The sequence below is a fragment of the Parasphingorhabdus sp. genome (genome assembly GCF_036964565.1).
Lineage (GTDB): Bacteria > Pseudomonadota > Alphaproteobacteria > Sphingomonadales > Sphingomonadaceae > Parasphingorhabdus.
This window is the reverse complement of the sequence record NZ_JBALTN010000015.1, coordinates 26,432-45,352: the sequence shown is the minus strand read 5'-3', so window position 1 is coordinate 45,352 and position 18,921 is coordinate 26,432. Positions and strand designations below refer to the sequence as shown.

Genomic DNA, 18,921 nt, shown 5'->3' with positions numbered 1-18,921 from the left:
CTCCCCATGGAAACATTACTCCTGTGGATTGGCCTCGCTGCATCGGGTGCCGGATTGGCGCTGGCGCTGCGCCGCGACCTGCCGTTCCTGCGCAACCCGGTCCGCCGCACGTCGGCGGTGATCGTGCGGCACGAGCTCAGGCGCAAGGGTGGAGCGATGCTGTACACCCCGATCTTCCGCTTTCTCGATGAGACGGGGCAGCCGGTGGAGGTGCGCGACCGGCTGGTCACGCCCTTTCCGACCCCGGTGATCGGTGAGAGGCTTGGCATCGCTCACCCGCAAGGCATGCCGCACCGAGCGCGCATCCCCTATCCGGTTTTCCGGGCGCTGTTCTACGGTCTGTTTGGCTATGCCTTTGTGGTGCTGGTGCTGGCCGTCACCGGCCAGGGCTGAGGACGGCGCGTCGCCATCCCCGCCGCTGCCTAAAGCGGGATCTTGGCGTGGTCGCCCAGTTCATCGCCCTTCATCGTGATGCCGGTGACCATCTTGAACAGCCCGACCACCCCGGGATCGGCTTCCCAGATTTCGGCATCGTGCAGGTCGAGACGCAGCATCAGCAGGCTCGGGTCCTGCCGCCCTTCTTCGTACCAGGCAGCCGCAGCGTTGTTCCAGTGCTTGTCGATGATTGCCTCATCGGTCTCTTCGGTCAGGTTGCCCGATACGCAGGCAAACAGGTCATGGCCCTTGGCAGAAAATTGCATCATCGCCGCGCCGCCCTTGGCCAGTCGATTGTGGCCCGACGTATAGAACCAGATCGCGCTGTTGGCATCCTTATCGAGTTGCGCCCGCATCGGGATGGCGTGGCGCAGATCGCCTTCCAGCGCGATCATGACGCACGGGCTGTCGGCCATGGCCTTCCAGAATTTCTTGCGGATCTTGTCGCTGTCTGCGGTCTTGTTCATATCGGCATCACTCATGGTTCTGTTTCCTTTTTGTCTCTCTGACAATCAACGCACCGCTTCGATAAGGTTGCACGACAGCCGCATATTCTGTTCGTCGGAGCGCCACGGAAGACGGTTCGCGGCGCCTGCGAAGCCGGCCGTGATTCTGAAAAAATTCGCGGATTTCCCGGAACGATTTGCGAGCCCGCCCGTTGATTTGATGTAGCCACATGGCACCGACCCTCCCCCATCCACTGGGTCGCCATGCGGCTATGCCCTGAATGAATGAAGGAGTGAGATATGATGATGCAGGCAGAAAAAGATAGCACCGTAATCGGCAGTGATCGCGTTGACGGAACCACCGTATATGGTCCCGACAAGGGCAAGATCGGTTCGGTTGACAAGCTGCTGATCGACAAGCGCGGCGGCAATGTGACCGACGTGGTTATTTCCGCAGGCGGTTTTCTGGGAATCGGCGATGAGAAGCACAGCATCCCATGGTCCAAGCTCGACTATGACACCGACCTTGGTGGCTATTGCATCGATGTGACCAAGGAACAGCTGATGGACGCGCCGCGGTTTGACAGCAAGGACGAGAACCGCGCCTATGATCGCGATTACCAGGCCAGCGTCTATGAATATTGGACGGTGACCCCTTACTGGTAACACCAGCAGCGGAATAAGCGAAAGACGCCGGGCGGAACAGATTCCGCCCGGCTTTTTATTGCGCGTTCACGATGCGCCTAGTCGTCGTCATCGACCTTATCAGGCAGACCCTCGCGGTTGGTGCTGGCAAATTCTTCCAGCTCGTCCTCGGTCATGCTGTCATACATGTCCTTGGATGCGCCCTTCAGTTCGCCGACCTTGGTCTCGCCGCGCTTGGCGGACAGCGCCGCTCCGGCGGCGCGCTGCTGGGCGTTCGATTTGGCTGGCATGGTTCAACTCCTCTTCGCTGGTTGGGGGGTATGGCAGACAGGGTCACGGGACCGGCGGGCCTTCGCGTTCCGCGGGGTCCCAGTGCGCGGTAAAGGGTGCGCTGGCGATCAGCACCGTCAGCACGATGCCGGCAACCACGGCACCCAGCCAGATCTCGCCGAAACCGCAGAGCAGGCCGATCGCGCCGGCAGCCCAAATGGCGGCGGCCGAGCCGGCGCCCTGGACAAAGCTGCCCTCGCGGAAGATGGCGCCGGCACCAAGAAAGCCGATGCCGGTGATAACGCCCTCGAAGATCCGGCTTGGATCGATCTGGCTCTCCGGATAGGCGACCGTCTCCAGCAATTCCATCGCCCCGATCGCGAGCGCGCAGGCGGCGACCGAGATAATCACAAACGGCCGAAAGTCGATCGGCTTGGTCCTCAGAAATCGCTCCAGCCCGATCAGGAACGGCAGCAGCGTCGCTGCGCCGAGCCGCCACAGCGCCTCGGCCCAGGATATGCTGTCCGGTCCGGTGAAGAAATCTGCCATTGGGGGAAAACGCGCAGGGTGCAGATTTGTTGCACAATATGGTGCGCATTGGAAAACGGCCATTCGGTGTTTTTTACCCGCGGCGCAGGCCGTGTGCTATCCGGTTCGTCGACGAAAATGTGCTCAAAGCGGGATGACGGTTTGTCCAGAAACCGCTTTCCTACACCCCCCGCAATACGGTAAACTGTCCTTATGAACGCGCCACATCTCCCCCGTATCAGCCGTCGCAAAGCCTGTCGGTCCATCGCTCCAGGCGCACCACTCGACCGAATTTCTGCCCTCTTTCCTGTCATTTGTGTCAAGTTTGTCAGCAACAGGAGCGTTTTTCTGAACCTCTAGTTCCCAATCGCCACCCTATCTTGTTGCGCTTTAGGGGGTGTGACCCTGTGTGACCCTGTGATTATTTTTCTCCGCCATCCCGGCAAAGTCTCTGGTAAAAGGCGCATCGATCCCATAGCCCACGCCCATATCAGCAACGGAGTCCCGCAATGACCGATCCTGTCGACACATCCCACCTCGAAACGATGGCCGTCCACGCCGGGACCGCACCGGATCCGACGACCAATGCGCGGATCACGCCAATCTATCAGACCGCCTCCTATGTGTTCGACGATGCCGCCCATGCCGCCGATCTGTTCAATCTCGATGCCTTCGGCAATATCTACACGCGGATCATGAATCCGACCAACGGTGCGCTCGAGGGCAAGATTGCGGCGATGGAGGGCGGCGTCGGCGCGCTGGCGGTGGCTTCCGGCCATGCGGCGCAGCTGCTGGTGTTCCATGTATTGATGGACCCCGGCGCGCATATCGTTGCGGCGAAGAAGCTCTACGGCGGCTCGCTCAACCAGCTCGGCCACAGCGTGAAGAAATTCGGCTGGAACGTCAGCTTCGTCGATGCCGATGATGTCGGCGCGGTCAAGGATGCGATCACCGCCGGGACCCGCTGCGTATTCATCGAAAGCCTCGCCAATCCCGGCGGCGTCGTGCAGGATATCGCAGCGATTGCCGAGGTCGCGCACACGGCCGGCATCCCGCTGGTCGTCGACAATACCATGGCCTCGCCGGTGCTCTGCCGGCCGATCGAGCATGGTGCGGATATCGTTGTGGAAAGCGGCACCAAGTTTCTCGGCGGCCACGGCAATTCGATCGCCGGCCTGATCATCGACAGCGGCAAGTTCGACTGGACGCAGAGCGACAAGTTCGCATTTCTCAACCAGCCCAATCCCAGCTATCACGGCAAGATCTTCACCGAGGCCTTTGGCGAAATGGCCTTCATTCTGGCGGCCCGCGCCTTGTCGTTGCGCGATCTCGGACCGGCGCTGGCACCGTTCAACGCCTTTCAGATCCTGACCGGCATGGAAACGCTGGCGCTGCGGATGGAGCGGCATTGCGACAACGCGCTGGCGCTCGCGAAATGGCTGCAGGGCCGCGACGAGGTCGAATGGGTGTCCTATGCCGGGCTGCCGGACAGCAAATATCATCCGCTGGCGCAGAAATATCTCGGCGGCAAGGGCGGGGCGGTGTTCACCTTCGGCCTGAAGGGTGGCTATGACGCGGGCGTCAAGCTGGTCAGTGCGGTCAAGCTGTTCAGCCATCTCGCCAATATCGGCGACACGCGCTCGCTGATCATCCATCCCGCCTCGACCACCCACAGCCAGCTGTCGGCCGAGGAACTGGTCGCCGCCGGCGCCGGACCCGACGTGGTGCGGCTGTCGGTCGGGATCGAGCATATCGACGATATCATCGCCGATATGCGCCAAGCGCTGGAGTCGCTGTGATGAGCGAAGGCGCAGGCGAATATATCTATGACGAGGACAGCGGCGAATGGCTGAGCCCGGAGGATGCGGCGGCGCGGACGAGTGGGCCGGAAGTGGTCGACGCGGTCGGTAACATCCTGGCCGACGGCGATGCCGTCACCCTGATCAAGGACCTCAAGGTCAAGGGCGCGGGCCAGACGCTGAAACGCGGCACATTGATCAAGTCGATCCGGCTGACCGGCGACGCGCAGGAGATCGATTGCAGGCACGAAGGTATCAAGGGCTTGGTGCTGCGGGCCGAGTTCGTGAAAAAACGTAGCGGCGGGCAATAGCGCTGTTGCAGTGCAACACGTTTCTGATTAGGCAAACCCGCGCCAACTCCTTGCAACGGGATTTTCGATGACCAATATTTCCAAAGCTCTCGGCCGTATCCAGCCCTCCGCGACCCTCGCCATGTCGGCAAAGGTCTCCGAACTCAAGGGCCAGGGCGTGGATGTCATTGGCCTGTCGGCGGGCGAACCCGATTTCGACACGCCCGATTTCGTCAAGGAAGCCGCGATCCAGGCGATCCGCGATGGCGACACCAACTATACCGTTGTCGATGGCACGCCGGCACTGAAGAAGGCGATCGTCGGCAAGTTCCAGCGCGACAACGGGCTGACCTATGAAACCAGCCAGATCACCGTCAACAACGGCGGCAAGCACACATTGTTCAACGCGCTGGTGGCGACGCTCGACGAGGGCGATGAAGTGATCATCCCGGCACCCTATTGGGTCAGCTATCCTGACATCGTCAATTATGCGGGCGGTGTCCCGGTGATCATCGAGGCCGGCGCGGACCAGAATTACAAGATCAGTCCGGCGCAGCTGGAAGCGGCCATCTCCCCCAAGACCAAATGGCTGATCCTGAACTCGCCCTCCAACCCGACCGGTGCCGCCTACAGCGCGGACGAGCTAAAGGCGCTTGCGGAGGTGATCCTGCCGCACCAGAATCTGATGGTGATGACCGACGATATGTACGAACATATCTGGTATGCGGACTTCCCGTTCGCCACCATCGCGCAGGTCTGCCCGGACCTGTATGACCGCACGCTGACCGTCAACGGCGTTTCCAAGGCCTATGCGATGACCGGCTGGCGGATCGGCTATGCCGGCGGACCGGCCTGGCTGATCAAGGCGATGGCCAAGTTGCAGTCGCAGTCGACTTCCAACCCCAGCTCCATTTCGCAGGCCGCTGCCGTGGCCGCGCTGAACGGACCGCAGGATTTTCTGATCGAGCGCAACGCTGCCTTCGAACGCCGCCGCGATCTGGTCGTCTCGATGCTGAACGATACGCCCGGTCTCGAATGCCCGACACCGGAAGGCGCCTTCTATGTCTATCCCGATGCCAGCGGCGTGATCGGCAAGACCACGCCCAAGGGCCAGGTGATCAAGACCGACGAGGACCTGATCACCTATTTCCTGGAAGAGGCGCAGGTTGCTGCCGTCCATGGTGCCGCCTTCGGCTTGTCGCCGGCCTTCCGGATCAGCTACGCGACCTCGGAAGAAATCCTGACCGAGGCCTGCACCCGGATCCAGCGCGCCTGCTCGGCGTTAGTTTAGACTTCAAGCGCCGGGCGGGCGCATCCGCGCCCTTGGTTATCCTCGCTGACGCTGCGCGCGCGGTAGCGCTTGCCTCCGCTTCGTGTCGGTTTGGCGTTCCCTCCCCCGGTCGTTGTGTGACCGAGGGCAGCGAGGCAAGCCCGCCCCGTCGGAGGCATTCGCGTAGAGAACTGCCGCGCGACATGAATAGTCTCCGGCGTTGGAAGGCCGATAGAAATGCTTCTCGGCCGCAAACTGAATATGCCCCTGTGATCAGGTTCACAGCGGCGACAGGAAAACTATATTAGTAACTGTAACCAGCAGGCGGATATTTGCGAATCAACAGCAGAACCCCAAGGAACAGAAGATGATGAAATTTCTGAAGTCCGATTTGACCTACAGCCTCGGTGGCGGCTTCCTCGCCGGCGCGCTCATGCTGCTCGTCATGCAGCCAGCCGAGCAACGCAGCGATCTGGGGCAGAATCTGTCGTCCACCGTCAGTGCGGCAAGCCAGTTGCTGAGCTAGATACCGATGAATCCCACGCTCTCCCGCACCATTGCCTTTGGTTTCGCTTTTGCCGCTTTCGGGGCGGTATGGGCCGGGATCGATTCGACCCTGCCGACGGACCACGCCTCGGTTCTGGTGGGCAAGGCCCACGCAGCGGAAAAGGCGACCGTGATCCCGCCGCCGCGCAGCGATGCCAGAGAAACCGGGAAGCGTGCGGTGGCGATCTTTGCCGGCGGCTGTTTCTGGGGTGTCGAGGCGGTGTTCGAACACACCAAAGGGGTGATCAGCGCCGCGTCCGGCTATCATGGCGGCACCAAGCGCAGCGCTTCCTACAAGCTGGTCAGTGCCGGACTTACCGATCATGCCGAAGCGGTGCGCGTGGTTTATGATCCCGATCAGGTCAGCTATGGCAAGCTGATGCAGATTTTCTTCTCGGTCACCGCCGATCCGACGATGCTCAACGCCCAGGGCCCCGACCGCGGCAAGCAGTATCGCAGCGCGCTGGTGCCGATGAACCCGGCCCAGACCAAGGCCGCTCGCGCCTATATCGCGCAACTGGAGAAGGGTCGCTACTGGAAGCAGCCGATCGTGACCCGGCTTGAACCTTATAAGGCCTTCTATCCCGCCGAATCCTATCACCAGAATTTTCTGCAGGATAACCCGAACCATGGCTACATTGTCCGCTGGGACAAACCCAAGCTGGCCAATCTGAAACGCCATTTCCCCGGCCAATATCGGGCGGCGCCGGTCACCTGAGACCCGCGGCCGTTTAACCGGCTGTTAGCCTGTTTCTGATAGGAGCAGGCAATCGCAGAGGACGAAATGGTAAACCACGAATTCGAAATCCTGATCGCAGTTACCGCGTTGGTGGTAGGCGTCGCATTTCTGTGGATCGCCCGAATCGACGCCCGCTAGCCGCCAGCCCTATTTCGGGCTGAGCACCATCAGCATCTGACGGCCTTCAAGCTTCGGATAGGCTTCGACCTTGGCGGTTTCCTTCATGTCTTCCTGCACCCGGACGAGCAGGGCCATACCGAGCTGCTGGTGCGACATTTCACGGCCGCGGAAGCGAAGGGTGACCTTGACCTTGTCGCCATTGTCGATGAACTTGTTCACGTTGCGCATCTTCACGTCATAATCATGATCGTCGATATTCGGACGCATCTTGATTTCCTTGACGTCCTGGACCTTCTGGGTCTTGCGCGCGGCATTGGCCTTTTTCTGGGCCTCGTACTTGAACTTGCCGACGTCGAGATATTTCGCAACCGGTGGCTGCGCGTTCGGAGAGACCTCGACCAGGTCGAGGCCAACTTCTGCTGCTCGCTCGATCGCTTCCCTTGTGTTCATCACGCCAAGGTTTTCGCCCTTGTCGTCGATAACCCTTACGGTGTCGGAATTGATCAGATCATTGAATCGCGGGCCGCCTTTGACGGGCGGCGTAGGGCGGCGAGGTGGTGCAGCTATGTTAAATACTCCTGAGTGGTTGTCTATGCTGGCTCAATAGCCGCAAAGCTTACGGGAATAAAGCCTTCTTGATAGCGAAAGAGATATAAGCCCCGTAAGCCGTGGTGCGAATGCAACAGCTTGAGGCTTATATCGCTATTGTGCAGCCGATTTCAAGTCCGGTGCCAGTGCCTCTTTCTGAAGCATTAAAACGACTTCGTCGAGGGTCAGGAATTCCTGTTCCTTCTGGCCCAGCCGGCGCAGGGCAACCTTGCCTTCCTCGGCCTCGCGCATGCCGACGACGAGAATATTCGGAACCTTGCCGACCGAATGTTCGCGCACCTTGTAGTTGATCTTCTCGTTGCGCAGATCGGCCTCGACGCGAATGCCGACGGCCTTCAGCCTCGCGGCCACCTGTTCGGCATATGGATTGGCATCGGTCACGATCGTCGCAACCACGGCCTGGGTCGGAGCCAGCCAGAGCGGCATCTTCCCAGCAAAATGTTCGATCAATATGCCGATAAAGCGTTCGTAGCTTCCGAAAATCGCACGATGCAGCATCACCGGGCGATGGCGGTCTCCATCTTCCCCGACATAGCTGGCGTCGAGTCGCTCGGGCAGTACGCGGTCTGACTGTATCGTGCCGACCTGCCAGGTGCGACCGATCGCGTCGGTCAGATGCCATTCGAGCTTGGGGGCATAAAAGGCACCTTCGCCGGGAAGCTCTTCCCAGCCATATTCCTCGGTCGCCATGCCTGCATCGACGACCGCTTGTCGCAGTTCTGACTCGGCCTTGTCCCAGTCGGCATCGGAACCAAAGCGCTTGTCCGGGCGCAGCGCCAGCTTGATGGCGAAGCCCTCGAAGCCCATTTCCTTGTAGACGCGCTCGGCCAATGCGCAGAACGCCCGTACTTCCTCGACGATCTGGTCCTCACGGCAGAAAATATGGGCGTCATCCTGCGTGAACTGGCGAACGCGCATCAGACCGTGGAGCGCGCCATGGGGCTCGTTGCGGTGGCAGCAGCCATGTTCAAAAAGGCGCAAGGGCAGGTCGCGATAGCTTTTGATGCCCTGGCGAAAGACCAGCACGTGGGCAGGGCAGTTCATCGGCTTGATCGCCATCATGCCTTCGGTCCCCGTAATCACCGGACCTTCGCCCTCGGCATCGGGGACCTCGTCGGGGACGGCAAACATGTTCTCGCTATATTTCCCCCAGTGACCGGATTGCTCCCACTGGCGTACGTCCATCAGCTGGGGCGTCTTGATCTCGTCATATCCGGCGCCATCGATTGCACGACGCATATAGGCCTCAAGCTCGCGCCAGATAACGAAGCCCTTGGCGTGCCAGAATATGCTGCCCTGCGCTTCCGACTGGATATGATAGAGGTCCATTTCCTGGCCGAGCTTGCGGTGATCACGCTTGGCCGCTTCCTCGAGGCGCACCAGATGGGCAGCCAGCTGCTTCTTGTTGAGCCAGCCGGTGCCGTAGATGCGCGACAGCTGCGGATTGCGCTGGTCACCACGCCAATAGGCGCCCGACACGCGCATTAGCTTGAACGCCTGCGGGTCGAGCTTGCCGGTCGAGGCCAGATGCGGCCCGCGGCACATGTCCATCCAGTCGTCGCCCGACCAATAGACGGTGATCTCGTCGCCTTCCGGCAGTTCGGCGGCCCATTCGGCCTTGAACGTCTCGCCGTCCTGCTGCCAGCGGGCAATCAGGTCGTCGCGGTCCCAGACTTCGCGACGAAGCGGCTTGTCGGCGGCGATGATCCGCTTCATCTCCTCTTCGATCTTTGGCAGATCCTCGTCGGTGAACGGGTCACCAGCGGGCGCGAAGTCATAATAGAAGCCGTCATCGGTCGAGGGGCCGAAAGTGATCTGGGTGCCCGGAAACAGGTTCTGCACCGCTTCGGCCAGGATATGGGCATAGTCGTGGCGGGCCAGTTCCAGCGCGTCTTCCTCGTCGCGGGAGGTGACCAGAGCCAGTTCGGTATCTTCCTCCAGCGGGCGCATGATGTCGCGCAACTCGCCGTCAATCTTCGCGGCCAGCGCAGCCTTTGCGAGGCCCGGCCCAATGTCCGCGGCAATCTGTGCGGGGGTAGTGCCCATGGCCACTTCACGCGTGCTACCGTCGGGAAGGGTGATCTTGATCATCTCGGTCATGGGCTCAGGTTATCTCAAAGTTTGTCAAGGTTGGTGCCTGTGAAGGCTTGCAAATCGGCCATCGTCAGGCTGGGTTTGACTTAGTCTTTTGGGATTTCAAGTCAACCAAATCAGATGAAGTTTTCCTGCCAGAGCGTCAATGCCTTTGCAGGCGATACCAGGGGTTGTGGCCGGCACAGGACGTTTGAAAACGCCAATCTCTGGAAAAAGCGATTGAATGGGTGGGTTGAACAGTCGAAAACAGCCAGAAACATGGTGCACTTGGCCGAAAGTTGATTTAGGCTTTGTCCATGTCTCATCCTGCGACTGCCTGGCTTATTGACGGTGACAGCGCCCTGAAACGCCGGGTGCGGATTGAAGTGATCGGTAAAACCTTTTCGCTCTACGAACAGCAATGGCGCAGCGAGCCCTATTTTTTCGGCGATCTGGTCTACCGCGGCAAGGAGGGAGAATCTCATGTGTTTGGCCTTGAGGATGGCATCAAGGTGCGAAGCAGCTGGAAGTTGGGGATCAAGGGCGATATTCCGCCGGAGCTTTCCGCCCTGCTTCCCCTGAGGAAACCACCGTCAATATCGAATACGGGCATGCTGATCATCGCCATTCTCTGTCTCGCGATTGTTTACTTCGCTGCTACCTGATGCGGCTGTCCGGGTAAGATTGGGACTTTGTCCCGTGAAAGGAAGCGTCGGGCGCCCGTCTCCGGGATTTTGATACTACACCTTCTCTAGCTCCTTTTTTTGGTTATAGGGCTGGAGATAGACCCCCGCCTTCGCGGGAGCACGAATTGGGAGCTATATGGAAGACGAGATTCTCTATCTTGACCGGCCGGCCGGCGCCACGCTGGCCTATTGCTTTACTCCACCCAAGCCGGGCGTGAAGGGCACGACGCTGGTGTTTTTGCCCGGCTATATGTCCGACATGGAAGGCGGCAAGGCGCTGGCGGTCGATGCCTGGGCAAAGCAACAGGGCAGGGCGATGCTGCGGTTCGACTATGCAGGGTGCGGCGCCAGCGGCGGTGAGTTCGAGGAGCAGAGCCTGATCAACTGGCGCGACGACGCGCTGTTCCTGATCGACAAGGTGACCTCGGGGGCGGTGACCCTGATCGGCTCGTCGATGGGCGGCTGGCTGATGCTGCTGGTCGCGCTGTCGCGGCCGATGCGGGTCAAGAATCTGGTCGGTATCGCCGCCGCTCCGGACTTTACTGACTGGGGCTTTACCCAGGAGCAGAAGATGACGATCCTACGCGACGGCAGGCTGGAAGAGGCCAGCGAATATTCCGATGAGCCCTACGTCACGACCCGGACCTTCTGGCAGTCGGGCGACAGCAGCCGCCTGCTGCACAAGGAGATCACGTTTGACGGCGCAGTTCGCCTGCTGCATGGCCAGCGGGACGCCGACGTGCCGTGGGAATATAGTCTGGAGACGGCGAAGAAAATCCGTTCAGACGATGTGCAGGTCCATCTGGTAAAGGACGGCGATCACCGCCTGTCCCGGGATCAGGATATTGCCCTGCTGATCGATATCCTGTCGCGACTGGGATAAGCGCGGTCCTCATTAACCCAAGCCGACAACGGATATCCCGCCCATGATTTCGTCGCTTCTTCTTCTGCCCCTGCTGATGCAATCGGCGACCCCTTACGGTTCCCCGATTGATCCGGTGCTCCGGCCATCCGCGACCAGGCCCGAGGCGAAGGCTGCTGCCAAGGCACCAGCGCCCAGGGCGAAGACGCCGAGCGACGTGCGCTGGGACCAGTGCGTCGACCAGGCGGTCGACGATCCCGCTGCCGGCTTGCTGGCAGCGAACAGGTGGCAGTTGGAAGGCGGCGGCTATCTGGCGCGCAACTGCCTCGGCTTCGCCTATGCGGAATCGGAGGACTGGGCCAAGGCCGTGCCGGAATTCGTGCAGGCGGCGGAAGCGGCGCAGGCCGCCGGCGACGAGCGCGCGGCCAATTTCTGGTCGCAGGCCGGCAATGCCGCGCTGGCCAAGGGCGATGCGGATCTGGCTCTCACCTATCTTGCCGCGGCGCTGGCGCTCGACAGTCCCGACGGGTTGCTGAAGGGCGAGGTGCATCTGGACCAGGCGCGCGCTCTTGTTTCGTTGGAGCGCTATGACGAGGCCAAGGCCGAATTTGCCGCGGTGCACCAACTGGTGCCCGAAGATCCGCTTGGCTGGCTGCTGTCGGCGACGCTGGCTCGGCGGATGGGCGATCTCGAGCGAGCCAAGGCGGACATTGCTGCGGCCGCGAAGCTGGTCGCCACCGATCCCGCGATCGCGCTGGAAGCCGGCAATATCGCCTATGAAGCGGGCGATATGGCAAATGCCAAGGCCAACTGGGAGCAGGCGGTCAAGTTCGATCCGGACAGCGCTTCCGCCAAGGCGGCCAGCCGCTATCTCGCGCAACTGGATAGCGCCGTCGCCGAATAGGGCGGATGCCGGCGATCAGTCCAGATAGAAATTCACCGTCGTGACCACCCGCACCTTCTTGTAGGGCGTGTCGGTTACGCCATAGCCGCCTGCGTCGCCGTCGCGGCTGTCGATGCTGAAATATCCTTGGGTCGCGGACTTGATCCCGCCGACATCGGTGCCGCTATCTTCGGCAAATTGTTCGGCAGACTTGCGGGCATCCTTGGTGGCTTCAGCGACCATTTCGGGCTTGATGTCTTCGAGTTTGGTAAATGTGTAGCTCATCCCCGATCCGTCCTCCAGCACCACGCCACGACGAACAAGATCGAACTGTCGTGCGACGGCGGCCTGGGCCTTGTCGATGTCATTTGTGCGAAGGCTGAGTCGCTGGCGGATGGTATATTGGGGGATGCCGTTATTGCTATATTGATTCACGTTGGCGCCCGTTGGCTTGAGCGCGTCTGCCTGAAACCCGAGTTCCTTGAAAAACGCAGTGATGGCATCGGTGTCCTGATCTATATCGGTCTGGGCGCTTTGCAGGTCCGTGGACTGGGCGCTGTATGCAATGGTCCAAGTCGCGAGATCAGCGGTCACATCCCGTTCGGCCAAGCCTCTTACGGTCACGCTGCGATCCGCCATTTTTGCTCGTAGCAGTCCATCGCCGAGAAGATATCCTCCGACAATCAGGCCAATGGTCAACAGGCCGGCGCTGGCCAGCCAGATTTTGTTCCTGCTCTCGATAAATTTCTCGCTCATCACTCTTTCCCTCGTCTCAAAAGCCGCTTAGGCTGTTCCGAATACCCGGATCAGATTTGCAGTGCATGCGATGAACCGTTTCTGAATAGCGACGAATGGAGGTGGTCGGTGACCATAAAATATTTGCATACGATGCTGCGAGTGAGTGATCCAGAAGCCACCGTCGCGTTTTTCGGACTTCTTGGGCTGGAGGAAGTGCGCCGGTATGACAGCGAGCAGGGGCGATTTACGTTGATCTTTCTCGCCGGTCCGGGGCAGATGGATGTGGCGGAGGTCGAGCTTACCTATAACTGGCCCGCCGAAGACGGCAGCGCGCCGGAGCAATATGATGGCGGACGTAATTTTGGGCATCTCGCCTATGCCGTCGACGACATCTATGCGTTGTGTCAAAAGCTTAGCGATGCAGGGGTCACCATCAATCGTCCGCCGCGCGATGGCCATATGGCGTTTGTGCGGACGCCGGACAATATTTCCGTCGAACTGCTGCAAAAGGGAAAAAGTCTTCCGGTGACCGAGCCTTGGGCCAGCATGGAGAATACCGGCGAGTGGTGACAGCCGGAAAACGCTAGACCGAGGCTGTCCCGGCTGGCTTTGCAGGTGTTGCGGGAGACAGGTCGAGCCATACAATCTGGTTGCGACCGTTGGCCTTCGCGTCATACAGGCGACGATCGGCCAGCGCCATAACCGTGCGCAGGGAATTGTTTCTGGTGATCTTGGCGAGACCGACGGAAAATGTCACCGATTCCTGAATTTCGGGGACCTGATCATGCACCGTCCGGATCAGGGCTTCACATACTTCGGCAAGGATATTGACCGGATAGTTCTTGCGCCTTTCCGGCTTGCCGTTCCGGATCAGCAGGGCAAATTCCTCGCCGCCGATCCGGGCCGCGAAATGTGGCATGCTCGCCAGCTTTTCGCCGACCACGCGCAACACCGTGTCCCCGATTTCGTGGCCGTAGCGATCATTGACGCGCTTGAAAAAGTCGATGTCGAAAATGGCAAGGTGGCTGTAGCAGTGTTCACGCTGGTTGCGGCGGAATTCCCGTTCAAAGGAGCGGCGATTGTTGAGATTTGTAAGGCCGTCCGTGTCGGCCAGCAAAGTCAGTTCAACCTGTTGGCGCAAGGAATCTTCATGCTCCTGCCGAAGACGGAAAATGCGATTTGCTACTCCGAGCGCAAGAATGATCGTTTCCAGCACCAGGGTGAAATAAAGACCGTAGTCCAGTACCGGCCATCCGATATAGAGATCCATGCCGCGGGCAACCCGGTCCATGCTGAAGCAGATGATCGGTATCCAGCCCGCGATTTGAAACCAGATTGCCCGGCTGCCGCGGCGGACCGCATGTCCCATGGCATAGATCACGACCAGAAACGACGGGATGAAGGACGCATGATAATAGTTGCGCGCGTCCATGCTGTAGCTGTCGTCTATTCGCAGCACCAATGCGGTGACCAGGACCGGCAGCATTGCTGTCATGAATATGGCGGCCTGCAGCCAGGGCGCCAATTTGCCCGGTTCGACGAAGCGCAGCAGGAAAATGCCGCCGGCAGCAACGCCGAATGCCAGCATCCAGTAGTTGAGCAGCATCTTGCTGGTGAGATCCATTCCGGGAAATGCAATGAAGATCAGGCCGGAGGAGCTGAAGGTATAGCCAACGGTCGCGGTGATCATGAGGCTGTGCCACAGCATGAAATTGTAGCGCAGGGCACCGTAGAAGAAGAGATTGTAGATCAGCGGCATGGCCGCCATGCCGCAAAGCACGGCAAACATGATCGAGAGCGGCAGCTTGCGTTCGTCCCATTTGGCTTTGGATGCCAGCTGGATCAATGACATGGAACTGACCACTTTCGGGTGGTCCATGGCGATGTAGACATTCCGAATCCGGTTGCGGATATCCGGATTGTCGGTGCCCGGGATGGGCAGGCCGTACTGGCCCTTGGGCCGCCAGCTCGCCACCACGGCCCGTTCCGTGAACAGCGACGACAGGAGCGTGCCGTCGTCCAGCACCGCATGCACCTGCATGGTCGTCAGGCCGTTATTGTCGCCCTGCACCTCGACCGTCCCCGCCGGAATTGTATCTGCCAGAAACGGAATCTTCACCCACACCCGGGGACCTTCGACCGCATATTTCCTATCGGTGCAATTGAAGGGCTTGCCGGAGGTCAGCAATGCTGCTGCGGTCACATCCATCGCGCTGCTCTGCGTGCACAGATTGTCCGACATCGGAACCTCCGCAAGCGCGGGGGAACAGAGGCATAGCCAAGCCAGCATTGCGACAAGCAAACGCAAAAATATGCCCCTTCCAAATTTTGATTCCGCAGAGAGTGTGCGGATAGGGCGAAACTCCTATTTTAGGGTTAACCATCGACAATATTTGAATTTTGCGGTAATTTGCCGATCATGTTAGAGATTATCCGCATCCCCGTGTTGTCCGACAATTATGTCTGGCTGGTCCATGAACCCGAGTCCCGCGAGACGATGGTGGTTGATCCCGCGGTCGCCGACCCGGTGCTGGCCGAGGCGGAAAAGCGCGGCTGGACCATCACCCAGATCTGGAACACCCACTGGCACCCCGACCATACCGGCGGCAATGCCGCGATCAAGGACGCGACCGGCTGCCGGATCACCGGACCCGAAGCGGAGCGGGAACGAATCCCGACGCTGGACGCGATGGTGCGGGAAGGCGACACGGTGAAGCTGGGCGAAGTGACCGCCGAGGTCATCGATGTGCCGGCCCATACCGCTGGGCATATCGCCTTTCATATGCCCTCAGAAAAGGTCGCGTTCGTTGGCGACACCCTGTTCGCGATGGGCTGCGGCCGGCTGTTCGAGGGGACGGCGGCGCAGATGTACGACAATATGCGCAAGCTGGAGGCGCTGCCGGACAGCACCAGGATCTACTGCGCTCATGAATATACACAGAGCAACGGCGAATATGCGCTGGTCGCGGAGCCGGACAATATGGCGCTGAAGGAACGGATGACCGAGGTGCTGGCGCTGCGCGCGCGCGGCGAGGCGACGGTACCCACAACGATCCGGCAGGAGCGCGCGACCAACCCGTTCATGCGCGCGGACTCGGTCGAGGAGCTGGCGGCAAGGCGGACGGCCAAGGACAATTTCTGAGAAGCGCGCGGCCATCGCTGCGGCTTCGCTTCATTCCCGGTTCAGCCCGCTTCGTGCACAAGATAGCCGACAGAGAACCAACAACAGGAAACAGGTTATGAACAAACTGCTTCTCGCCATCCCGGCAGCGCTGCTTCTTGCTGCGCCCGCCGTCAGCAAAGACAAGATGGAGCTCACCGAAAAACAGCAGACCCAGCTTGACAAGAAACTGGCGGGCCGCACGGCCGGCGAGGCGAAATCCTGCATCAGCATGAACGATCAGCGCGAGATGACCGTGATCAGCGACGATATCCTGATCTTCGGCTCGAGCCGCAACGCCAACACGATTTACGTTAACAAGCCCTACGGTGGCTGCCGCAACGCCGACCGCAGCACCCTGTCATACAGCCGCCCGACGTCGTCTTTGTGTCAGGGCGAGATTATCCAGCTGATCGACAGCGCGAGCAGAATGACCATGGGCAGCTGCGCGTTCGGTGAATTTGTCCCCTATACCAAAAACACGGACTAAACCTGGGCAGCCGGTTCCGGCGGCTGAGGTCCTAATCATTTCGATTCCGAAATTCGGCCCGGATTGCGACCGCCGGACGCGTTCGCATTTCGGGGGCGTGCCTTACACAAACGCAGCATTTTAATTTCTGTGACTTTCGCCCCGAACCCCCGGAATTCCGGTGATTGTTGGATATCGGACCCCTGCCGAGTGTGACCTTTCAAAAGCCACTGTCAAATTCGGGGCGACGGGGCACGCGCCATTTCAGTCGCGGATTTACCGGTCAAAAATGTCAAAGAGCCGGCGACATCCTATCGCAAGACAGGGGCTGTAGGAAAGCGCTTTTGTCCCGGAAGGTGGTGCCGCCGGCTTGGTCGATCGTCACGTGGGACTTTATTCGGCTTCCTCAAACATGTTCACGGCGTTTTCGCCGGTTGCCGAGAGGCGCAGCTTGTCGCCCTCGACCTCGGCGACCAGGCCCAGCGGCAGATAATGGTGGCCCGAACCCTTGCCGCTCTTGGTCTGGGGGCTGTCGGTCTTGGTCAGCTTGATCCGCTCGCCGCTGTCGTCGAGATGGTCCACGGTGCCGACGTGCACGCCGTCGGCGCCGATGACTTCCATATGTTCCTTGATCTGGGCTTTATCGACCATGTTGCGTTCCTCTTTTTGTTGCTCTGTGCAGTCAACGCGCGGCGCGCGGCCCCGTTCCAAAAGAGATGGATTGTCGTCATCCAGACTGCGGGTGTGCAGGCTTCTAAGCCTTGTCCCCGGCCAGCGTATGGGCCACGATCGCATTGGCGTGGCCGTGGCCGATCCCGTGCCGTTCCTTCAGCATCGCGACCAGCTCCATATGTTTCGCCGGCAGCGCGGCGCGGACCAAGGCCTGCCATTCAGCGATCGGCCGGCCATATGTCTTTTCGATGGACGGGAAATAGGAGGCCGGGCCCTTGATCTTGTCTGTGCTCATCGGCAAAATTTTCCAGACCCGCCGCCTCTTGTCAATATCTATCCGCGCGCGTGCGGCAGCGGCGGCTAGTCCCGATCCAGCAGGTCGTCGGTGACTTCCATCAGCAGCAGCGGCTCGTCGGCGGTGTCGGCGACCGCGTCGGAAAAGGCGGCGCGGGTTTCCGGCTCGTCATAGACCATCTTGGCATCAAAAGCCTTTTGCCAGGTCGCCTTGTCCGGCCATTCGGCGACGCCGATGAAGCGGCCGTCGCGGTCGCGGTGCAGCCGCGATCCGAGGCTGCCATATTTCTCCCGGATCAGCTCGGTGCCGCGCCGCCAGGCGGTGCGGAACTGCTCCTCCTTGCCCGGGTGCACTTTCCACCAATAGGCTGCAACAAACATGGTTTCTTCTCCTCCTTGGCTGAACGCTGGCCGGATTTTAGCGGCAATATTGGTAGCCGCCGCGCGGCGCCTGGTCGAGATGCAGATGGTCGGCGTGGGCCTTGTTATAGTCGGGCGACAGGGTCGTCGCAAACAGCGTGCAGGCACCGTCGCGCACCTCCTTCAGGAAGCGGGACCGCTCGTCATCCGCGTTCCAATGACCGGCGACCGAGACGGTACGCCCGTCGGCCAGCCGGAAGGCGGCGATGTCGATCGCATTGGCGGTCGCATGTTCGCTGAAATTGCCGGTCTGCCCGCCGCCGATCCGGCGACAGCTATAGCTGCCAAAGGTGGTGATCGCCTCGACCGTGGTGTCCAAATGGCGGAGCGCCGCAGCGCGGACGATCTGCTTTTCCCACAGCACCAGGCTGACCGCCATCGGGCATGTGGTCTTTGCGGCGGGGTTGTAGGCGATGTCGCGGGGCTGGTCCTGGGAGAGGCTGACGCCGTTGTCATAGCCGCAATTGGCACCGGCCTCGACGGGCGGCAACGGCGAATAGTCGATCGCTGCTTCCTCGAGCAAACGGTGGCAGCGCGGGGTATCGTCGGCGAGCGCATCAATCTTCCGGGTGGTGAACGGCCCGATCGGCGCGGCCAGCGACAGGGGCGTCCAGGGCATGCGGTAGTCGTGCGAGACCCATTCATAGCCGCGCAGGAGGAGGGCCAGTGCGATGACGAAGAGGATGAGGCGCATCAGGGGTGCTGTTCGGGGGCAGCCGGTTTGGGGATGGGATTGCTGGTTGCTGGTAAGGACGCGGGGTTCAGGATGTCTCTCCGGTTTGGGGACTCGGTGATTTAACGGGTGCGCGGGGGAAAAGTTCCCGGTGAGCGCTACTGTTGATGCGGGAGCGCGCCTTTGAGTGTCGCGCGAAGCCGCTAAGGCGCGAAACGATGGCGCGGCCTTCTCCCGTGAGGCAGAAGGACAGGAAGCCTTGTTCTCGTGGTTAATTAGCCAGCCGGTTGGTGG

At 60.4% G+C, this 18,921-nt stretch carries 24 protein-coding genes; 13 read left to right on the top strand and 11 right to left on the bottom strand.

Translation table 11 applies throughout. The annotated features are described in order from the left end of the window. The first annotated feature begins 6 nt into the window (after positions 1–6). Positions 7–393: a hypothetical protein gene (locus tag V7650_RS16775; RefSeq protein WP_335657362.1), complete on the top strand. Its 387-nt coding sequence runs from the start codon at positions 7–9 to the stop codon at positions 391–393. Positions 394–422: 29 nt separating this feature from the next. On the opposite strand, the gene V7650_RS16770 is transcribed toward V7650_RS16775, so the two are convergent. Beyond that, positions 423–917, bottom strand: a complete 495-nt coding sequence (locus V7650_RS16770; RefSeq protein WP_335657361.1) for a pyridoxamine 5'-phosphate oxidase family protein — start codon at positions 915–917, stop codon at positions 423–425. Between the two features lie 264 nt (positions 918–1,181). Between V7650_RS16770 and V7650_RS16765 the strand changes: the two genes are divergently transcribed. Then, positions 1,182–1,547 (top strand): PRC-barrel domain-containing protein, encoded by a 366-nt coding sequence (locus tag V7650_RS16765; RefSeq protein WP_335657360.1) that lies wholly within the window; start codon positions 1,182–1,184, stop codon positions 1,545–1,547. Positions 1,548–1,624: 77 nt separating this feature from the next. Here the strand turns inward: V7650_RS16765 and V7650_RS16760 are convergent, their stop codons facing one another. Continuing rightward, positions 1,625–1,816 carry a DUF3008 family protein gene (locus V7650_RS16760; RefSeq protein WP_335657359.1) on the bottom strand — a complete coding sequence of 64 codons (192 nt, stop codon included), beginning with the start codon at positions 1,814–1,816 and terminating at the stop codon, positions 1,625–1,627. A gap of 43 nt (positions 1,817–1,859) precedes the next feature. Beyond that, positions 1,860–2,345 (bottom strand): MgtC/SapB family protein, encoded by a 486-nt coding sequence (locus tag V7650_RS16755; RefSeq protein WP_335657358.1) that lies wholly within the window; start codon positions 2,343–2,345, stop codon positions 1,860–1,862. A 488-nt stretch (positions 2,346–2,833) separates the two neighbouring features. On the opposite strand from V7650_RS16755, the gene V7650_RS16750 reads away from it, so the two are divergent. The 5 genes from V7650_RS16750 to msrA all read left to right on the top strand — a co-directional run bounded on the left by V7650_RS16750 (position 2,834) and on the right by msrA (position 6,947). After that, positions 2,834–4,123, top strand: coding sequence for an O-acetylhomoserine aminocarboxypropyltransferase (locus V7650_RS16750; RefSeq protein ID WP_335657357.1), 1,290 nt, complete (start codon positions 2,834–2,836; stop codon positions 4,121–4,123). After that, positions 4,123–4,434 carry an alkylphosphonate utilization protein gene (locus V7650_RS16745; RefSeq protein WP_335657356.1) on the top strand — a complete coding sequence of 104 codons (312 nt, stop codon included), beginning with the start codon at positions 4,123–4,125 and terminating at the stop codon, positions 4,432–4,434. Before V7650_RS16750 ends, V7650_RS16745 begins: the two co-directional genes overlap by 1 nt. A gap of 67 nt (positions 4,435–4,501) precedes the next feature. Continuing rightward, positions 4,502–5,704: a pyridoxal phosphate-dependent aminotransferase gene (locus V7650_RS16740; RefSeq protein ID WP_335657355.1), complete on the top strand. Its 1,203-nt coding sequence runs from the start codon at positions 4,502–4,504 to the stop codon at positions 5,702–5,704. A gap of 346 nt (positions 5,705–6,050) precedes the next feature. Beyond that, positions 6,051–6,209, top strand: a complete 159-nt coding sequence (locus tag V7650_RS16735) for a hypothetical protein (protein ID WP_335657354.1) — start codon at positions 6,051–6,053, stop codon at positions 6,207–6,209. Between the two features lie 6 nt (positions 6,210–6,215). Next, positions 6,216–6,947: a peptide-methionine (S)-S-oxide reductase MsrA gene (msrA, locus tag V7650_RS16730; RefSeq protein ID WP_335657353.1), complete on the top strand. Its 732-nt coding sequence runs from the start codon at positions 6,216–6,218 to the stop codon at positions 6,945–6,947. 168 nt (positions 6,948–7,115) lie between these two features. Here the strand turns inward: msrA and infC are convergent, their stop codons facing one another. Then, positions 7,116–7,655 carry a translation initiation factor IF-3 gene (infC, locus tag V7650_RS16725; RefSeq protein WP_335657372.1) on the bottom strand — a complete coding sequence of 180 codons (540 nt, stop codon included), beginning with the start codon at positions 7,653–7,655 and terminating at the stop codon, positions 7,116–7,118. Between the two features lie 135 nt (positions 7,656–7,790). Beyond that, positions 7,791–9,797 (bottom strand): threonine--tRNA ligase, encoded by a 2,007-nt coding sequence (thrS, locus tag V7650_RS16720; RefSeq protein WP_335657352.1) that lies wholly within the window; start codon positions 9,795–9,797, stop codon positions 7,791–7,793. Between the two features lie 290 nt (positions 9,798–10,087). Here thrS and V7650_RS16715 point away from each other — a divergent pair, with 290 nt between their 5' ends. The 3 genes from V7650_RS16715 to V7650_RS16705 all read left to right on the top strand — a co-directional run bounded on the left by V7650_RS16715 (position 10,088) and on the right by V7650_RS16705 (position 12,222). Then, positions 10,088–10,435 carry a hypothetical protein gene (locus V7650_RS16715; protein ID WP_335657351.1) on the top strand — a complete coding sequence of 116 codons (348 nt, stop codon included), beginning with the start codon at positions 10,088–10,090 and terminating at the stop codon, positions 10,433–10,435. A 157-nt stretch (positions 10,436–10,592) separates the two neighbouring features. Further along, positions 10,593–11,339, top strand: coding sequence for an alpha/beta hydrolase (locus V7650_RS16710; protein ID WP_335657350.1), 747 nt, complete (start codon positions 10,593–10,595; stop codon positions 11,337–11,339). 43 nt (positions 11,340–11,382) lie between these two features. Continuing rightward, positions 11,383–12,222, top strand: a complete 840-nt coding sequence (locus V7650_RS16705; RefSeq protein WP_335657349.1) for a tetratricopeptide repeat protein — start codon at positions 11,383–11,385, stop codon at positions 12,220–12,222. Positions 12,223–12,237: 15 nt separating this feature from the next. On the opposite strand, the gene V7650_RS16700 is transcribed toward V7650_RS16705, so the two are convergent. Continuing rightward, a complete protein-coding gene (locus tag V7650_RS16700) occupies positions 12,238–12,957 on the bottom strand; it encodes an SIMPL domain-containing protein (RefSeq protein ID WP_335657348.1) in 720 nt (239 codons plus the stop codon). Positions 12,958–13,089: 132 nt separating this feature from the next. On the opposite strand from V7650_RS16700, the gene V7650_RS16695 reads away from it, so the two are divergent. Beyond that, on the top strand, positions 13,090–13,509 hold the full coding sequence (locus V7650_RS16695) for a VOC family protein (protein WP_335657371.1): 420 nt from the start codon (positions 13,090–13,092) through the stop codon (positions 13,507–13,509). Positions 13,510–13,522: 13 nt separating this feature from the next. Here V7650_RS16695 and V7650_RS16690 read toward each other — a convergent pair whose 3' ends face one another. Next, positions 13,523–15,181, bottom strand: a complete 1,659-nt coding sequence (locus tag V7650_RS16690; protein ID WP_335657347.1) for a sensor domain-containing diguanylate cyclase — start codon at positions 15,179–15,181, stop codon at positions 13,523–13,525. Between the two features lie 177 nt (positions 15,182–15,358). On the opposite strand from V7650_RS16690, the gene gloB reads away from it, so the two are divergent. Together gloB and V7650_RS16680 are read left to right on the top strand one after the other, a co-directional pair. Beyond that, positions 15,359–16,081 carry a hydroxyacylglutathione hydrolase gene (gene gloB / locus V7650_RS16685; RefSeq protein ID WP_335657346.1) on the top strand — a complete coding sequence of 241 codons (723 nt, stop codon included), beginning with the start codon at positions 15,359–15,361 and terminating at the stop codon, positions 16,079–16,081. 97 nt (positions 16,082–16,178) lie between these two features. After that, a complete protein-coding gene (locus tag V7650_RS16680) occupies positions 16,179–16,589 on the top strand; it encodes a hypothetical protein (protein ID WP_335657345.1) in 411 nt (136 codons plus the stop codon). Positions 16,590–16,961: 372 nt separating this feature from the next. On the opposite strand, the gene V7650_RS16675 is transcribed toward V7650_RS16680, so the two are convergent. The 4 genes from V7650_RS16675 to V7650_RS16660 all read right to left on the bottom strand — a co-directional run bounded on the left by V7650_RS16675 (position 16,962) and on the right by V7650_RS16660 (position 18,648). Continuing rightward, a complete protein-coding gene (locus tag V7650_RS16675) occupies positions 16,962–17,219 on the bottom strand; it encodes a DUF2171 domain-containing protein (protein WP_335657344.1) in 258 nt (85 codons plus the stop codon). 103 nt (positions 17,220–17,322) lie between these two features. After that, a complete protein-coding gene (locus V7650_RS16670; RefSeq protein ID WP_335657343.1) occupies positions 17,323–17,535 on the bottom strand; it encodes a DUF4287 domain-containing protein in 213 nt (70 codons plus the stop codon). Positions 17,536–17,600: 65 nt separating this feature from the next. After that, on the bottom strand, positions 17,601–17,915 hold the full coding sequence (locus V7650_RS16665; RefSeq protein ID WP_335657342.1) for an antibiotic biosynthesis monooxygenase family protein: 315 nt from the start codon (positions 17,913–17,915) through the stop codon (positions 17,601–17,603). Positions 17,916–17,952: 37 nt separating this feature from the next. Continuing rightward, positions 17,953–18,648 carry an extensin-like domain-containing protein gene (locus tag V7650_RS16660; RefSeq protein WP_335657341.1) on the bottom strand — a complete coding sequence of 232 codons (696 nt, stop codon included), beginning with the start codon at positions 18,646–18,648 and terminating at the stop codon, positions 17,953–17,955. Between the last annotated feature and the right edge of the window lie 273 nt (positions 18,649–18,921).

What these genes read in the sequence shown, in the direction of transcription:
- V7650_RS16775 (WP_335657362.1), top strand. Translation starts at nt 7, where the DNA reads ATGGAAACATTACTCCTGTGGATTGGCCTCGCTGCATCGGGTGCCGGA.
- V7650_RS16735 (WP_335657354.1), top strand. Translation starts at nt 6,051, where the DNA reads ATGATGAAATTTCTGAAGTCCGATTTGACCTACAGCCTCGGTGGCGGC.
- V7650_RS16745 (WP_335657356.1), top strand. Translation starts at nt 4,123, where the DNA reads ATGAGCGAAGGCGCAGGCGAATATATCTATGACGAGGACAGCGGCGAA.
- V7650_RS16690 (WP_335657347.1), bottom strand. Translation starts at nt 15,181, where the DNA reads ATGTCGGACAATCTGTGCACGCAGAGCAGCGCGATGGATGTGACCGCA.
- msrA (WP_335657353.1), top strand. Translation starts at nt 6,216, where the DNA reads ATGAATCCCACGCTCTCCCGCACCATTGCCTTTGGTTTCGCTTTTGCC.
- V7650_RS16700 (WP_335657348.1), bottom strand. Translation starts at nt 12,957, where the DNA reads ATGAGCGAGAAATTTATCGAGAGCAGGAACAAAATCTGGCTGGCCAGC.
- V7650_RS16710 (WP_335657350.1), top strand. Translation starts at nt 10,593, where the DNA reads ATGGAAGACGAGATTCTCTATCTTGACCGGCCGGCCGGCGCCACGCTG.
- V7650_RS16660 (WP_335657341.1), bottom strand. Translation starts at nt 18,648, where the DNA reads ATGCGCCTCATCCTCTTCGTCATCGCACTGGCCCTCCTCCTGCGCGGC.
- V7650_RS16760 (WP_335657359.1), bottom strand. Translation starts at nt 1,816, where the DNA reads ATGCCAGCCAAATCGAACGCCCAGCAGCGCGCCGCCGGAGCGGCGCTG.
- V7650_RS16755 (WP_335657358.1), bottom strand. Translation starts at nt 2,345, where the DNA reads ATGGCAGATTTCTTCACCGGACCGGACAGCATATCCTGGGCCGAGGCG.
- V7650_RS16675 (WP_335657344.1), bottom strand. Translation starts at nt 17,219, where the DNA reads ATGGTCGATAAAGCCCAGATCAAGGAACATATGGAAGTCATCGGCGCC.
- V7650_RS16670 (WP_335657343.1), bottom strand. Translation starts at nt 17,535, where the DNA reads ATGAGCACAGACAAGATCAAGGGCCCGGCCTCCTATTTCCCGTCCATC.
- V7650_RS16750 (WP_335657357.1), top strand. Translation starts at nt 2,834, where the DNA reads ATGACCGATCCTGTCGACACATCCCACCTCGAAACGATGGCCGTCCAC.
- thrS (WP_335657352.1), bottom strand. Translation starts at nt 9,797, where the DNA reads ATGACCGAGATGATCAAGATCACCCTTCCCGACGGTAGCACGCGTGAA.
- V7650_RS16680 (WP_335657345.1), top strand. Translation starts at nt 16,179, where the DNA reads ATGAACAAACTGCTTCTCGCCATCCCGGCAGCGCTGCTTCTTGCTGCG.
- gloB (WP_335657346.1), top strand. Translation starts at nt 15,359, where the DNA reads ATGTTAGAGATTATCCGCATCCCCGTGTTGTCCGACAATTATGTCTGG.
- V7650_RS16765 (WP_335657360.1), top strand. Translation starts at nt 1,182, where the DNA reads ATGATGATGCAGGCAGAAAAAGATAGCACCGTAATCGGCAGTGATCGC.
- V7650_RS16715 (WP_335657351.1), top strand. Translation starts at nt 10,088, where the DNA reads ATGTCTCATCCTGCGACTGCCTGGCTTATTGACGGTGACAGCGCCCTG.
- V7650_RS16695 (WP_335657371.1), top strand. Translation starts at nt 13,090, where the DNA reads ATGCTGCGAGTGAGTGATCCAGAAGCCACCGTCGCGTTTTTCGGACTT.
- V7650_RS16740 (WP_335657355.1), top strand. Translation starts at nt 4,502, where the DNA reads ATGACCAATATTTCCAAAGCTCTCGGCCGTATCCAGCCCTCCGCGACC.
- V7650_RS16770 (WP_335657361.1), bottom strand. Translation starts at nt 917, where the DNA reads ATGAGTGATGCCGATATGAACAAGACCGCAGACAGCGACAAGATCCGC.
- V7650_RS16705 (WP_335657349.1), top strand. Translation starts at nt 11,383, where the DNA reads ATGATTTCGTCGCTTCTTCTTCTGCCCCTGCTGATGCAATCGGCGACC.
- V7650_RS16665 (WP_335657342.1), bottom strand. Translation starts at nt 17,915, where the DNA reads ATGTTTGTTGCAGCCTATTGGTGGAAAGTGCACCCGGGCAAGGAGGAG.